The 14,401-nt window shown below is 70.1% G+C and carries 11 protein-coding genes; 2 read left to right on the top strand and 9 right to left on the bottom strand.

Translation table 11 applies throughout. The annotated features are described in order from the left end of the window. Positions 1–8 precede the first annotated feature (8 nt). From ABKA17_RS21950 to ABKA17_RS21940, 3 genes are read right to left on the bottom strand one after another with little or no spacing between them, the layout of a single operon-like run. Positions 9–2,018, bottom strand: a complete 2,010-nt coding sequence (locus tag ABKA17_RS21950) for an ABC transporter permease (RefSeq protein ID WP_353693865.1) — start codon at positions 2,016–2,018, stop codon at positions 9–11. Next, positions 2,018–3,103, bottom strand: a complete 1,086-nt coding sequence (locus ABKA17_RS21945; RefSeq protein WP_353693864.1) for a quaternary amine ABC transporter ATP-binding protein — start codon at positions 3,101–3,103, stop codon at positions 2,018–2,020. Before ABKA17_RS21945 ends, ABKA17_RS21950 begins: the two co-directional genes overlap by 1 nt. Before the next feature lie 20 nt (positions 3,104–3,123). Next, the gene (locus ABKA17_RS21940; protein WP_353693863.1) at positions 3,124–4,593 is read right to left on the bottom strand and encodes an aldehyde dehydrogenase family protein; all 1,470 of its coding nucleotides are present in this window, start codon (positions 4,591–4,593) and stop codon (positions 3,124–3,126) included. A gap of 218 nt (positions 4,594–4,811) precedes the next feature. On the opposite strand from ABKA17_RS21940, the gene purU reads away from it, so the two are divergent. Beyond that, the gene (gene purU / locus ABKA17_RS21935; RefSeq protein ID WP_353693862.1) at positions 4,812–5,684 is read left to right on the top strand and encodes a formyltetrahydrofolate deformylase; all 873 of its coding nucleotides are present in this window, start codon (positions 4,812–4,814) and stop codon (positions 5,682–5,684) included. Positions 5,685–5,770: 86 nt separating this feature from the next. Here the strand turns inward: purU and ABKA17_RS21930 are convergent, their stop codons facing one another. After that, positions 5,771–6,607, bottom strand: a complete 837-nt coding sequence (locus tag ABKA17_RS21930; protein WP_353693861.1) for a methylenetetrahydrofolate reductase — start codon at positions 6,605–6,607, stop codon at positions 5,771–5,773. 3 nt (positions 6,608–6,610) lie between these two features. Then, positions 6,611–8,287 carry a choline dehydrogenase gene (gene betA / locus ABKA17_RS21925; RefSeq protein ID WP_353693860.1) on the bottom strand — a complete coding sequence of 559 codons (1,677 nt, stop codon included), beginning with the start codon at positions 8,285–8,287 and terminating at the stop codon, positions 6,611–6,613. Positions 8,288–8,487: 200 nt separating this feature from the next. Between betA and ABKA17_RS21920 the strand changes: the two genes are divergently transcribed. Further along, positions 8,488–9,234: an IclR family transcriptional regulator gene (locus tag ABKA17_RS21920; protein WP_353693859.1), complete on the top strand. Its 747-nt coding sequence runs from the start codon at positions 8,488–8,490 to the stop codon at positions 9,232–9,234. A 1-nt stretch (position 9,235) separates the two neighbouring features. Here ABKA17_RS21920 and ABKA17_RS21915 read toward each other — a convergent pair whose 3' ends face one another. The 4 genes from ABKA17_RS21915 to ABKA17_RS21900 form a co-directional block, all read right to left on the bottom strand. Then, complete coding sequence (locus ABKA17_RS21915) at positions 9,236–10,366, bottom strand: aromatic ring-hydroxylating oxygenase subunit alpha (protein WP_353693858.1); 1,131 nt, start codon at positions 10,364–10,366, stop codon at positions 9,236–9,238. A 176-nt stretch (positions 10,367–10,542) separates the two neighbouring features. Further along, positions 10,543–11,703 carry an NAD(P)/FAD-dependent oxidoreductase gene (locus ABKA17_RS21910; RefSeq protein WP_353693857.1) on the bottom strand — a complete coding sequence of 387 codons (1,161 nt, stop codon included), beginning with the start codon at positions 11,701–11,703 and terminating at the stop codon, positions 10,543–10,545. After that, the gene (locus tag ABKA17_RS21905; RefSeq protein ID WP_353693856.1) at positions 11,700–12,062 is read right to left on the bottom strand and encodes a bifunctional 3-phenylpropionate/cinnamic acid dioxygenase ferredoxin subunit; all 363 of its coding nucleotides are present in this window, start codon (positions 12,060–12,062) and stop codon (positions 11,700–11,702) included. Before ABKA17_RS21905 ends, ABKA17_RS21910 begins: the two co-directional genes overlap by 4 nt. 138 nt (positions 12,063–12,200) lie before the next feature. Next, the gene (locus ABKA17_RS21900) at positions 12,201–14,360 is read right to left on the bottom strand and encodes a phosphoinositide-specific phospholipase C-related protein (RefSeq protein ID WP_353693855.1); all 2,160 of its coding nucleotides are present in this window, start codon (positions 14,358–14,360) and stop codon (positions 12,201–12,203) included. Positions 14,361–14,401 lie beyond the last annotated feature (41 nt).

Genomic DNA, 14,401 nt, shown 5'->3' with positions numbered 1-14,401 from the left:
GAGCTCCTTCATGCGGTGGTGCGGCGAGCCGCTGCCTGAGTGATCCGGTCGAACATGACTCCGAGAAGGACGATGGCCAGCCCTGCGGCGAGGCCCTTCCCGAACAACTGTCCCTGCGAGAAGCCGGCCACGACGTCGTAGCCGAGGGCGCCGGCTCCCACCAGGCCGCCCACCACAACCATCGACAGCACGTAGATCAGGCCCTGGTTGAGCGCGAGCGTCAGGGCGCCGCGTGCCATCGGCAGCTGGACCTTGGTGATGATCTGCCAGGTGTTGCACCCGGCGGAGGTGGCCGCCTCCACGGTCGTCGCCGGCACGTTGCGCACCCCGTCCGCGATGATCTTCATGGCGACGGGGGCCGCGTAGACGATGGCCGCGACGATCGCCGTGAAGCGGGTCGCCCCGAACAGGGCGAGGAACGGCACGAGATAGACGAACGGCGGCATGACCTGCGCCGCGTCCAGGGTGGGCCGCAGCAGCCGGTCCACCAGCGCGCTGCGTCCCATCCAGACGCCGAAGACGACGCCGAGCAGCATCACGAGCACGGTGGCGACGAGCGTGGACGCCAGCGTGGTCATGGCGTCGGACCACACGCCGGTGGCGACCAGCAGACCCACGCAGACGGCCGTGGTGACACCGGCGCGCCAACCGCCGAGGACGACGGCGAGCGCGATCAGTGCCGCGCCGACGAGCCACCACGGGGAGTCCGTGAGCAGCGCCTGGAAGGGGTTGAGCAGACTGTTGGTGAGGGCGTCCCGGAAAGCGTTGGTGAGGCCCGAGAGGTTGTCCTGCACCCAGGTGGTCACGCTGTCCGCCGTGCTCCTGATGTTGCTGCCGGTGCTCCCCTCGCCGGGGAACTCCGCCGCCCACAGATAGGTGTGGGACAGATAGGCCAGGACCACAGTGACCGCCGCGCCTGCCGCCAGCAGCGGGCGTCGCCAGGTGGCGAAGCGGTTCTTCGAAAGGCGGGCGGCCTCCTCGCGTGCGCTGGCGGCGGTGGTGACCCGGTCCAGCACGATGGCCATGACGACGATGGCCAGACCCGCGTTGAAGGCCGTGCCGACGTCGAGCGTCTGGAGTGCCTGGACGACGGTCTTGCCGAGGCCGGGCGCGTCGATCAGGGCCGTGATGGTCACCATGGCCAGGGCGGCCATGATGGTCTGGTTGACGCCCATCACCACGGTCCGCTTGGACATCGGCAGCAGGACCTTCATGAGGGACTGCCGTCGCGTGGCACCCAGCGAGTCGGCCGCCTCCACCGTCGTCTCGGGGACGGAGCGGATGGCGTGCGCGGTGATGCGGATCGTCGGCGGCGCCGCGTAGATCAGGGTGGCGATCGTGGCGGAGGCCGGGCCGATCTGGAAGAACAGCGTCATCGGGGCCAGGTAGACGAAGGTCGGCATGGTCTGCATGAGGTCCAGGAAGGGCGTCACGAACCCGTTGAACCGGTCGGACAGCCCCGCCCACACACCCAGCGGGATCGCGAACAGCAGCGCGACGAACACCGCGGAGAGGGTGAGCGCCAGGGTGTCCATGCTCTCCTGCCACAGGCCCTGCAGGCCCAGGAAGGTGAAGCCGGCCACCGCCAGCAGGGCGACCCGCCAGTTGCCCACGGCCCAGGAGACATAGCCGGTGATGCCGACGACACCGAGCCAGCCGATCTGCGGGAGGGGCCGGTCGCCGGAGGGCTGGGAGATCAGCTCCTGGACGAAGGTCACCACGGAGTCGATGACCAGGCGGATCTCGTTGAAGAAGTACAGGAACAGCGGGTTGGAGTTGCGGTTCGCGCCGATCGAGTCGTTGACGTCGTTGAACCACCGGTGCAGATCGGTCAGGTCGGCCGCCGCCAGCGCGAGGGTCTGCTTGCCGCGCAGGATCGCGAACAGCACCAGCCAGACGACCAGGATCGCGCCGAGCACCATGGACCGGCTGACCTTGCGCACGCTCTTGGCGGGAGGGGGCGGTTCGACGGTCCCGGTCTTCTGCGGTTGCTCCGTCTTCTCCACGGCGACGGTCATCACGCGCCGCCTTCCTGCCCGGCGACCACCGCGAGGATCTCCTCGTCGCCGACGATGCCGAGCAGCTTGCCGTTCTCCACGACCTTGACCGGCTTGTCGGCGGCGAGCACGGCGCGGGTGGCCTCCTTGACGACGACGTCCGGGCCGAGCTCCGGGCCGTCCAGGGGGTCGCCGTCGGCCGGCGGCCGCATGATCCAGCGCAGGGTGAGCACATCGCCGCGCGGCACGTCCTTGACGAACTCGCGCACGTAGTCGTCGGCGGGAGCGCCGACCAGCTCGTCACCGGTGCCGCACTGGACCATCTTGCCGTCGCGCATGATGAGGATGCGGTCGCCGAGCTTGAGGGCCTCGGAGAGGTCGTGGGTGATGAACACCATCGTCTTGCCGACCTCGTGGTGCAGCCGGATGACCTCGTTCTGCATGTCACGCCGGATGAGAGGGTCGAGCGCGGAGAACGGCTCGTCGAAGAAGAGCACGTCGGGGTCGCCGGCCAGGGCGCGGGCCAGGCCCACGCGCTGCTGCATACCTCCGGACAGCTGGTCGGGGTAGGAGTTCTCGTAGCCCGCGAGGCCGACCAGTTCGACGACCTCCTGCGCCCGCCTGGTGCGCTCGGCCCTGCCCATGCCGCGGATCTCCAGCCCGAACGCCACGTTGTCCACGACGCGCCGGTGGGGCAGCAGACCGAAGTGCTGGAAGACCATGGAGAACTTGCGGCGCCTGAGGTCGCGCAGCCGCTTGTCGTCGGCCTGGCGGATGTCCTCGCCCTCGAAGACGATCTCGCCGGCGGTGGGTTCGATCAGCCGGGTCAGACATCGCACCAGCGTGGACTTGCCGGAGCCGGACAGGCCCATCACGACGAAGACCTCGCCGGGCGAGACGTCGAAGTGGACGTCGCGTACGGCGGCGGTGCATCCGGTGCGGTCCATGAGCTCGCGGCGGGTGAGGCCGCACAGCTCCTCGGACTCCGGCACCCGGTCGGCCTTCGGTCCGAACACCTTCCACAGCCTGCGCACGGAGATGACCGGGGTGGAGCCCGAGTCCTGGGGCGTGCCGCGCCGCTGCGGCACCTCGGTCTGTGTGGTCACGTTCGACCTTCTTTCGGCGTTCAGCCGCGGAACCAGTGCTGCGGCCGGGGTTGGATGTTCTGCCAGATGTGTTTGGGCTCTCGGTACTCGTCCAGGCCGGTCGGTCCCAGCTCCCGGCCCACGCCGGAGTGCCCGAAGCCACCCCATTCCGCTTGCGGCACATAGGGGTGGTAGTCGTTGATCCACACCGTGCCGTGCCGCAGCCGCCGGGCGACCCGCTGGGCCTTGCCCGCGTCCTGGGTCCAGACGGCTCCGGCGAGTCCGTACTCGGTGTCGTTGGCGATGCGTACGGCGTCGTCCTCGTCGGTGAAGCGCTCCACGGTCAGGACGGGGCCGAAGGACTCCTCGTGCACCACGCGCATGTCCTGGCGGCACTCGTCGAGCACGGTCGGCGGGTAGTAGTGGCCGCCCGCCAGGGCGGGGTCGGTGGGGCGTGCGCCGCCGCAGCGCAGTACGGCGCCCTCGGCGAGACCGGCGGCGACGTAGGCCTCGACCTTCTCGAGGTGCTGGGCCGAGATCAGTGCGCCGGTCTCGGCCTCGGCGTCGAACGGGCCGCCCAGGCGGATCTGCCGGGCCCGGCGGACGACCTCGTCGACGAACCGGTCGTGCAGCGAGTCCTCGACGATCAGCCGGGCGCCGGCCGAGCAGACCTGTCCGGAGTGCAGGAAGACGGCGGTGAGCGCGAAGTCCACGGCGGTCTCGAAGTCGGCATCGGCGAAGACGACGTTGGGGTTCTTGCCGCCGAGCTCCAGCGCGACCTTCTTCACGGTCGCGGCGGCGGTGGCCATGATGCGCTTGCCGGTCTCCAGACCTCCGGTGAAGGAGACCATGTCGACGTCCGGGTGCTCGGAGAGCGGGGCACCGACCTCGGGCCCGGCGCCCAGGACGAGGTTGGCGACGCCGGCGGGGAGTCCGGCCTCCTCCAGTGCCCGCATCAGCAGGATCGAGGTGGAGGGGGTGAGCTCGCTGGGCTTGAGGACGATCGTGTTGCCGGCGAGCAGCGCCGGGGCGACCTTCCAACTGGCTTGCAGCAGCGGGTAGTTCCAGGGGGTGATCAGGCCGCACACGCCAATCGGCTCGTGGACGACGCGGCTCACGGCGTCGTCGCGGCCGGTGTCGATGACCCGTCCGGCGCTGGTGCCACCGAGTCCGCCGTAGTAGCGGAAGCAGGAGGCGACGTCGGCGATGTCGTACTCGCTCTCCACCAGTCGCTTGCCGGTGTCCAGGGACTCGGCGCGGGCGAAGGTCTTGGCGTCGCGTTCGATGATGTCGGCGGTGCGCAGCAGCAGGGCGCCGCGCTCGCGCTCGGGGGTGTGCGGCCAGGGGCCGGCGTCGAACGCGCGGCGGGCCGCGGCGATCGCGGCCTCGGTGTCGGGGCGGGTCGCCTCCGATACGGTCGTGGCGAGCGTGCCGTCGGCGGGACATCGGATGTCCCGCTGCCCGCCCGCGACCGGCTCGCGCCATTCGCCATCCACATACAGGTCTGCCACGCGACGAGCCTTTCAATGTGAATTCGTTGCGCATTGTGCACCGGATTGCTTGTGGTGGAACACAGTGTCGAATGGACAGACCGGCGTCAAGAGGTTGGCCGATGACGATTTCGCCATGCGCACCTTTACCCCTCCGCCCTTGACCGCAAGCCGCACCGAGCCGACCATGTTGCGTATCGCTCACCATGTTGTGCAATACGCACCAACGGAGGCCGCGCATGTCCCCTCGCCCGCAACCTGGCCGTGAGTACGTCCTCACCCTCTCCTGTCCGGACAGCGCCGGACTGGTCCACGCGGTGAGCGGCTTTCTCGTCAGGAACTCCGGAAACATCCTGGAAAGCCAGCAGTTCGACGACCGACTTCAGGGCCGCTTCTTCATGAGGGTCCACTTCGACGTGACCGACCCCGACGTCGAACTCGACGGTCTGAGCTACCGGTTCGGCCCGGTGGCCCAGGCCTACGGCATCACCTGGGCCCTCAACGAGGCGGCCACGCCGACCCGGACGCTGATCATGGTGTCCAAGTTCGGCCACTGCCTCAACGACCTGCTCTTCCGCCGGCGCACCGGCGCGCTCAACATCGAGATCCCCGCGATCGTCTCCAATCACCGGGACTTCGAGGGGCTCGCGGAGACCTACGGCGTCCCCTTCCACCACATCCCGGTCACCAAGGACACCAAGCCCGAGGCCGAGGCGCGGCTGCTGGAGCTGGTGCGCGAGCTGGACGTCGACCTCGTGGTGCTGGCCCGCTACATGCAGGTCCTCTCCGACGACCTGTGCAAGCAGTTGGAGGGCCGCGCCATCAACATCCACCACTCCTTCCTGCCCAGCTTCAAGGGCGCCCGCCCCTACGACCAGGCCTACCAGCGCGGGGTCAAGCTGGTCGGCGCGACCGCGCACTATGTGACGTCGGACCTGGACGAGGGCCAGATCATCGAGCAGGACGTGGTGCGCGTGGACCACTCCCTCGACCCCGGCGACCTGGTCACCGTCGGGCGGGACGTGGAGGCGCAGGTGCTCGCGCACGCGGTGAAGTGGCACAGCGAGAGCCGCGTGATGGTGGACGGCAACCGCACGGTGGTCTTCCGCTGAGCCGCGTACAACCGCATACAAAGGGGGGCGGGACCGGATGCCGGTCCCGCCCCCCTTTCGTATACGACGCCGCCGGAACGCCCGGCTCAGCCGCCCAGCCGGTCCAGCAGGGCGCGCCGCCACCGCTCCGTCTCGGCGATCTGGTTGAACGTGAACAGGTGCAGGCCCGCCACGCCCGCCGAGGGCTCGGTGAGTGCCTCCTGCGCGCGCGACAGCAGCCGTTCGGGCGCATAGCCGCCGGGCGCCGCGAAGCGCACGAACCACGAGGCGTGCTTGGTCAGGAAGCGCGTCGACTCCCCCACCCCGATCTTCGTGGCCATCGCCAGCAGCTTCGCCCGCTGCACGGGTCCGGCGATGCCCACATGGACCGGCAGCGTGACGCCCCGGCGCCGGATGCGCACCAGCCACTCCCCGAGCACCCGGGCATCGAAGCACAGGTTGCTCACGAGGTACGTGGCGTGCTCGCGCTTGTCCCACATCGCCTGGACGGTGATGTCGTCGTGGAGGAGCGGATGGCTCTCGGGGTAGCCGGTGACGCCGACCCGGGCGAAGGGCCCGCCCAGCTCGCCCAGCCTGCGCAGGACCGGCAGCGCCCCGTCGTAGCCCCCGGCGGGCGGGTCGGCGTCGCCCGCCGGGACGAAGACGTCGCTCACCCCGGCCTCGACGAGCCGGCCGACCACCTCCTTCAGGTGGACGTCGTCCCGCAGCAGCCGCGCGGGCACGTGCGGAACGACGCGATAGCCGTGCGCGGCGAGCCGCCCGGTGAGTTCGAGGGTCGGTTCCAGGCCCTTGACCGGCGACGCCGTCACGGTGACGACGACGTCGCGCGGCACATGGGCGAGGACCTTGTCCTCGGTCGTCCTCGCGGGCAGCACCTCGTAGCGGACGCTGTCCAGCAGCGTCCGTAGCCCTGTGGCGGCCAAGGTCTACCCCGCCTGCTTCTGGGCGTCGCGGTGGCGGTAGAACGCAGCCTTGGAGGGCGCCAGCGGCTCCTTGCCGAGGATCAGGTCGGCGGCCTTCTCGGCGACCATCATCACCGGGGCGTAGATGTTGCCGTTGGTGACGTACGGCATGACGGAGGCGTCGACGACCCTGAGACCCTCCATCCCGTGCACACGCATGCTGGTGGGATCGACGACGGCCATCTCGTCGGAGGAGGGGCCCATCTTGCAGGTGCAGGACGGGTGCAGGGCGGTCTCGCCGTCCTTGGCGACCCAGTCGAGGATCTCCTCGTCGGTCTCGACGGCCGGTCCGGGCGAGACCTCCCCGTTGTTGAAGGGGGCCAGCGCGGGCTGGTTGAGCAGCTTGCGGGCCACCCTGATCGCCTCGACCCACTCACGGCGGTCCTGCTCGGTGGAGAGGTAGTTGAAGCGCAGGGCCGGGTGCTCGCGCGGGTCCTTGCTCTTGATCTTCACCGAGCCGATCGCGTCGGAGTACATGGGCCCGACGTGCACCTGGTAGCCGTGTCCGCCGGCCGGCACGGAGCCGTCGTAGCGGACCGCGATGGGCAGGAAGTGGAACATCAGGTTGGGGTAGTCCACGTCCTCGTTGCTGCGGGCGAAGCCGCCGGCCTCGAAGTGGTTGGTGGCGGCCGGGCCCTTGCGGAAGAGCCACTGGAGCCCGATGAAGGGGGCGCGCCACTTCGCCAGGTAGGGCTGCATGGAGACGGGCTGCTTGCAGGCGTACTGGATGTACACCTCCAGGTGGTCCTGCATGTTCTCGCCGACACCCGGGAGGTCGTGCACGACGTCGATACCGAGGGCGCGCAGTTCCTCGGCGTTGCCGACGCCGGAGAGCTGGAGCAGTTGCGGGGAGTTGATGGCCCCGCCGCACAGGATGACTTCCTTGGCGCGGACCTGCTGGAGGGCGCCCTTGCCGCGCTGGTACTCGACGCCCACGGCCTTCTTGCCCTCGAACAGGACGCGGGTGACGAGGGCGCGGGTCTTGACGGTGAGGTTCGGGCGCTTGCGCACGGGCTTCAGATACGCCTTGGAGGCCGACAGCCGGCGTCCGCGGTGGACGTTGCGGTCGAACTTGGCGAAGCCCTCCTGCCGGTAGCCGTTGACGTCGTCGGTGGCGGGGTAGCCGGCTTCCTCGGTGGCCTTCTGGAACGCCGTGAAGAGCGGGTTGGTCGCGGGGCCCCGTTCCAGGACGAGGGGGCCGTCGTGGCCGCGGAACTCGTCGTCGGGGTCGGCCGCGAGACAGTTCTCCATGCGCTTGAAGTACGGCAGACAGTGCGCGTAGTCCCAGCTCTCCATGCCGGGATCGGCGGCCCAGCGCTCGTAGTCCAGGGGGTTGCCGCGCTGGAAGATCATGCCGTTGATGCTGCTGGAGCCGCCCAGTACCTTGCCCCGGGCGTGGTAGACGCGCCGGCCGCCCATGTGGGGCTCGGGCTCGGACTCGTACTTCCAGTCGTAGAACCGGCTGCCGATCGGGTAGGTCAGCGCCGCGGGCATGTGGATGAAGACGTCCCACGGATAGTCCGCCCGGCCCGCCTCCAGGACCAGCACCTGGTTCGCCGGGTCCGCGGAGAGCCTGTTCGCCAGTGCGCTGCCGGCCGATCCGCCGCCGACGATGACGAAGTCGTATTGCAGGGGAGCCATGGTGCCTCGTCTCGCTCGCGCCGTAGATATGCGAGGCATGCTAGCGCCGTAGCGTTATACGCACCAGGTTGCGAACGGCGCAACTTCGATGCTCATGTTTCGATGCCGTTGCTTGCAGTCGCGTTGTTTACTACGCGTATAGTTTCACTGTGAGCAACTACAGCACTGACACAGAAACGTCGAATTCACAAGCCGGCGGCGTGCAGTCCGTGGACCGTGCCATCAGCGTCCTGGAGATCCTCGCTCAGCGTGGCGAGGCGGGCGTCAGTGAGGTGGCGGGCGAGATCGAGGTACACAAGTCCACCGCGTTCCGCCTGCTCGGCGCCCTGGAGGCACGCGGTCTGGTGGAGCAGGCGGGCGAGCGCGGCAAGTACCGTCTCGGCTTCGGCATCGTGCGGCTGGCCGGCGCGGTGACCGGGCGTATCGACATCACCCAGCAGGGCCGCCCGGTCTGCGAACGTCTCGCGGAGGAGATCGGCGAGACGGTCAACATCGCCGTCATGCAGGAGCACTACGCGATCAACCTGTACCAGGTGCGCGGCCCCGGGGCCATCACCGCGCACAACTGGGTCGGCCAGCTGACCCCGCTGCACGCCACGTCCAGCGGCAAGATCCTGCTGGCCCATCTGCCGACCAAGGAGCGCGCGACGCTGCTGGCCGAGACCGGCATGAAGAAGGTCACCGCGCGGACCATCACCGCGAAGACGAAGCTCGAGAAGAACCTGGCCGACGCCCGCGAGCGCGGCTACGCCTTCACCCTCGAGGAGCTGGAGATCGGCCTGCACGCCATGGCCGCCCCGGTCCGCAACCGCGACGGCGAGGTCATCGCCGCACTCAGCGCCTCCGGACCCGCTTACCGCTTCACCGAGGACCGACTGCACGAGCTCTCCCCGGTGCTGCTCAAGGGCGCCGAGGAGATCAGCCACCGTATGGGCTACCTGGGCTGAGTCATCCCTGGGCGCCACCGAGGCGCTCGGTCACCCAGTCGTGGAAGGCACCGATGTGGTGCTCGCTGGGCACCAGCACACCTCCCTTGGCGTACAGCCGGGAGCTCATGCCGGGCTGGGTGCGCTCGCACGCCTCGAAGTCCTGCCGGTTGACCCGGTCGAAGAGCTCCACGGACCGGCTGACGTCCTTGCCGCTCTCGACGACGTGCGGGAGATAGAGCCAGTCGCACTCGACGATCGTGCGATCGACGGCCACCGGGTACATCCGGTGGAAGATGACGTGGTCGGGCACGAGGTTGATGAAGACCTGCGGTTTGACGGTGATCGCGTAGTAGCGGCGGTCCTGGTCGTCCGCCACCCCGGGGATGCGGTCCAGGCCCTCGGAGCCGTCGACGGTGAAGCCCTGGACGTCCTCGCCGAACTCGGCGCCGTGGCCGACGTAGTACTGCGCGGCGTAGCCGTCCGCGAACTCGGGGAGCACCTCGGTGAGTTCGGGGTGGATCGTGGCGCAGTGGTAGCACTCCATGAAGTTCTCGATGATGAGCTTCCAGTTCGACTTCACGTCGTAGACGATCCGCCGGCCGACCGAGAGGCTGTCGATGTCGTAGCGCTCGATCGACTCGACGTCGCCGAGGCGGGCGACGACCTCACCGATGACGTCCTCCTCGAAGGAGGGCGGGTTCTCCGCGAGGCAGATCCACACATAGCCCAGCCACTCACGCACGGCCACGCTCACCAGGCCGTACTCGGTGCGGCCGACGTCGGGCATCTTGGTGAGGTTGGGCGCCGCGACGAGCTTGCCGTCCAGGCCGTAGGTCCAGGCGTGGTACGGGCACTGGAAGGCCCGCTTGACCTCGCCGGACTCCTCCGTGCAGAGCTTGGCGCCGCGATGGCGGCAGACGTTGAAGTAGGCGCGGATCGAGTTGTCCCTGGCACGGGTGACCAGAATGCTCTCTCGGCCCACGTCGACGGTGCGGAAGGCGCCGGGCTTCGCCAGTTCGGAGGCGCGGGCGACGCAGAACCACATGGTCTCGAATATCCGCTCCTGCTCCTGGGCGAAGATCCCGGGATCGGTGTAGGAGGAGCCGGGCAGGGTGGCGATCAGACTGTCCGGCAGGCTGGTCGAGGTCACGGGGCACTCCTCGGGAGAACGTCGTGGCGGGGTCGGTCACACGCCGGGCAGGGCGACTCCGGACGGTGTTGTGCTGAGAGGTGTTGTGCAGAGAGGTGTTGTGTATAGATGTGTTGTGTATAGAGCAACGCCGCGTGCCATATGCAACCGCAGCATGGGATGCCGCCGGGGCGGTGTCAAGACGCGGCGGCGAGTTGCCTGCGCCAGCGCGTGAACAGCCGGGGCTGGTTCATCCCGAGCACGGCGACCGGGGTCCCGGCGCGCCGGTAGACGGCCAGGACGTCACGGTCGTCGGCGGCGCCCGCCTCGACGGTGACGCTGTCCGCGCCGGCCGCGTGACCGGTGAACTGGATCTTCACTCCGTACTGGTCGGACCAGAAGTACGGCGGCCGGGGCGGGCCCGGTTCCACGGCGCCGCCCGCCAGCAGGACGGCGACGGCGGCGTCCGGCCGCTCCCGGGCTCCGGTCCAGTGCTCGACACGGCGGTGCGCGCCGGCCCGGGGGTCGTACCAGTTGGCGCAGTCGCCGACCGCGACCACCGAGGCCAGGCTGGTGCGGCCGTCGGCGCCGCACTTGACGCCGTTGTCGAGAGCGATGCCGGAGCCCTCCAGCCACTCGACGCTCGGGCGCGCGCCCACGCCGACGACGACGATGTCGGCGGGGATGCTGCGGCCGTCCTCCAGCAGGACGGCGTCCACCCGCCACTGTCCGCTCAGCCCCTTGACGCCCACACCGCACACCAGTCGTACGCCGTGGTCGGCGTGGAGGGCGGAGACGACGGCGCCCATGGTCTCGCCCAGGGGGCCGGCGAGCGGGGTCGGGGCGGCCTCGACGACGGTGACCTCGAGGCCGAGGGCCTGGGCGGTGGAGGCGACCTCGGCGCCGATGAAGCCACCGCCGATCACCACCAGCCGTCCGCCGGCGGCGAGTTCGTCGCGCAGGGCGCGGGCGTCGTCCAGGGTGCGCAGGGTGTGCACCCCGGCGAGCCCCTCGGAGCCGGGCAGCTCGCGGGCGGCGGCGCCGGTCGCGATGACGATGCCGTCGGCGCGGACCTCTCGTCCGTCGGCGAGCCGGACGGCGCGCGCCGCGTGGTCCAGGCCGGTGGCCCGCACGCCCAGCAGCCACTGCGCCCCGAGGTCCTCCTCACCGGCCTCCAGGGCGAGGTCGGCCTCGCCGAGGGTGCCGGCCAGGAACTCCTTGGACAGCGGCGGCCGGTCGTACGGGCGATGGAGCTCGTCGCCGATGACGACCAGGCGTCCGTCGTAGCCCTGCTTGCGCAGTGAGCGGGCCGCCGACAGGCCGGCCAGCGAGGCGCCGACCACGGCGACCGTCCTCACGCGGGTCCTCCGGCGAGGCGGGAGGCGACGCACGGCGGCAGGTTGGGGGCATCCGTGGACAGGCGGACGTAGACCATGCCGTCCTCGACGAGCACCTCGTGCGTGCGCACCGGGAGCTTGGCCGGCGGAGCGTCCACCGCCCCCGTCCTCAGGTCGAACTTCGAGGCATGCAACGGGCACTCCACCTCGCACCCCTCCAGCCAGCCGTCCGCCAACGAGGCGTCCTGGTGGGTACAGGTGTCGTCGATCGCGAACAACTCGCCCTCGTCGGTGTGGAACACCGACACCGGCGGATCGACATCGAGCCGGTGGGCCTCGCCTCGCGGAAGATCCTCGAGACGGCACGCGGGAATCATCATGACACCTCGGTGCGTATAGCGGAACGGATTGCGGTAAGCGCAACGCCAGTCTGAAGTCGCCCCCACCCCTTGTCAAGGCATCACGAGACCGTCAAAAACCCCGACCGATCCACACCTGAGGACGTGCCCTCGCCGGGCCTAGTCGCTCGCGTTGAGCGCGTCCACCGCGCCCCGGGCGTCGCCGACCGTCGCGTAGTCCACCGCGATGAAGTTCACCGGCCTGCCGCGCTCCCGTTCACAGCGCTCGGCACGGTCCAGGACGTACTGGCGCGTGTTGACCTCGCCCGCGTCCAGCCGGCTGCCGCCGTTGGCGGTGATGAAGTGGTTGAGCAGGAACAGGCGCTTCCCGGTGCCGCCCCGATGGGGCACGCAGCTCATCTCACCGGGGCTGCGGAACGCGAACGGCGTCTCCATGCCGTAGCGGTAGAAGTTGCGGTACCAGGGGGCCGGGCCGTCCGCCTGTTCGGCGAAGACGACGAGACGGCGACCGTCGTCGATCATGTCGCCCAGCGTCGGCCACGGCTCCGAGGGGTCGGGATCCGGCGTGTATACAAGGTCGGCGAGTCCGGCCCGCTCCACTGCCTCGGCGGTGTCCTCGGCGGAGATCGCGTCCTGGACGATCAGGGTCAGCACCTCGGTCGGATGGTCCCGCAGCCAGTCGCCGATCTCGCGCAGCGTCGGCACGAGCTGGATCGCCCCCGCCCGGCACACGGCGTGGCACAGCCACAGGCCCTCGCGGGGCGGGTTGACCTTGTTGACGGCCGCCGCGACGAACGCCCGCTGCTCCGGGGTGAAGTCGGACTCGGCCAGCCGTGCGGTGATCTGGTCGGGCCGCTCCCAGCGGTAGGTGTCGAGCTGAAGGGCGCGCACCCCGTCGTCCAGTTGAGTGGTGATGGCCGGGTCCTGGAGCGGTCCGATGAACCGGTCGATGGTGGTCGACATGGCGTTGTGCGAGGTCAGATACACCACCTCGTCATACGGCCGGTCGCACAGCGCCACGCTGCCCTGGCACCGGCGCGGTGCCGAGGGGCTCGCGACGAGCGGTACCAGCACCAGACCGGCCAGGGTCACCGCGCACGTCCCGAGCGCCACCCACCGCACGTACGGCGCGGCAGTCCGCAGCGTGGGCCGGGTCTGGAGGGCCCAGCCGAATCCGGCGAGCAGCGCGCCGGCGACCAGCGGGACCAGTGCCGTGGACAGGGCCGCGGTCACGATGTCGTCGACGGCCCGGCGCTGGAGGTCGTCGACCAGTCGGGCCAGGTCGGGCGGCCAGCTCGCCGGTGGGTCGATCAGCCGGTCGCCGTTCAGCGCGCGTACCAGGACGACGACGAGCGCGGTGAGGGCACCTCCCGCTGCCAGGGCCCAGCCCAGCACGACGGGCCGCCGGCCGGGCGCGGCGGACGTGGTCCACCACAGCACCGCGAGCGTCGCGATCAGCAGGGCGGCGGCGACGGCCTCCACGATCCCGAGGCCGACCACCGTGTAGGTACGGGCCCGGTGCACGCCGCTCAGGTCGTTGCCGGACGTCTCCAGCGCCTTCTCCAGGTTCCAGCCGTTGCCGCCGGCGAGCGTCCGCAGCCGGGCGGTGGCGTCGGTGGTGCGCTCGGTCACCGCGAGGGGCGCCACGGCGGCCAGCGCGCTCGCGATGTCCCCGTCGGCCAGCGCCACTTCGAGCTCGTCGCGCAGCCCTTCCCGGTCCCGCGCGGGCAGGGCGCCCAGGAGTCCGTCGGCCGCCTGGGCCGCCTGTGCGTCGGACAGCGGCAGGGCGGGCAGCGCGCCGGGGGCGCGTCCGGCCACCACGTCCTTCAGCGCGGCGGACAGTCCGGCGGAGAACGCCGGGAAGTCCGGCTCGGACCGCTCCTGTACGGCGGCGACCAGGTCTCCGAAGTAGATCTGCGCCAGGTCGTTGATGTTGCTCAGCACCGGCCGCAGATCGACGGTCAGGGTGAGGTCGTCCCGGTCGCCGCCGAGGTAGCCGACCACGGCGTCGATCTGCTCGTTCGTGAGGTCCCGGACGGTCTCCGGGGGCAGGACCAGCTTCACGTTGGACGTGACCACGGCTTCGGGCACCGGCAGCCCGGCCAGCAGGCTGCGGGTCACGGCGGCCGCCCCGGGTTCGACCAGGACTTGGTCGTAGAGCCGGTCGTAGGCCGACTCCTCGTCCAGGACCGACTGGTAGAAGGCCGGGGAGACGACCGTGTCGCGGGCGGTGGCCGCCACGGTGACGATCACCGTGCAGAACGCTGCCACGGCGAAGGCGAGGACGCGCAGCCAGCTGCGCGGGGGCACGGTATCCATGGGCTGTCTGCTCCTCATGGTGATCGCGCCGCGTGGAAGCC

It is taken from the genome of Streptomyces sp. RG80, from assembly GCF_040446465.1.
Taxonomy (GTDB): Bacteria; Actinomycetota; Actinomycetes; order Streptomycetales; family Streptomycetaceae; genus Streptomyces.
This window is presented reverse-complemented; position numbering and strand designations above follow the sequence as displayed.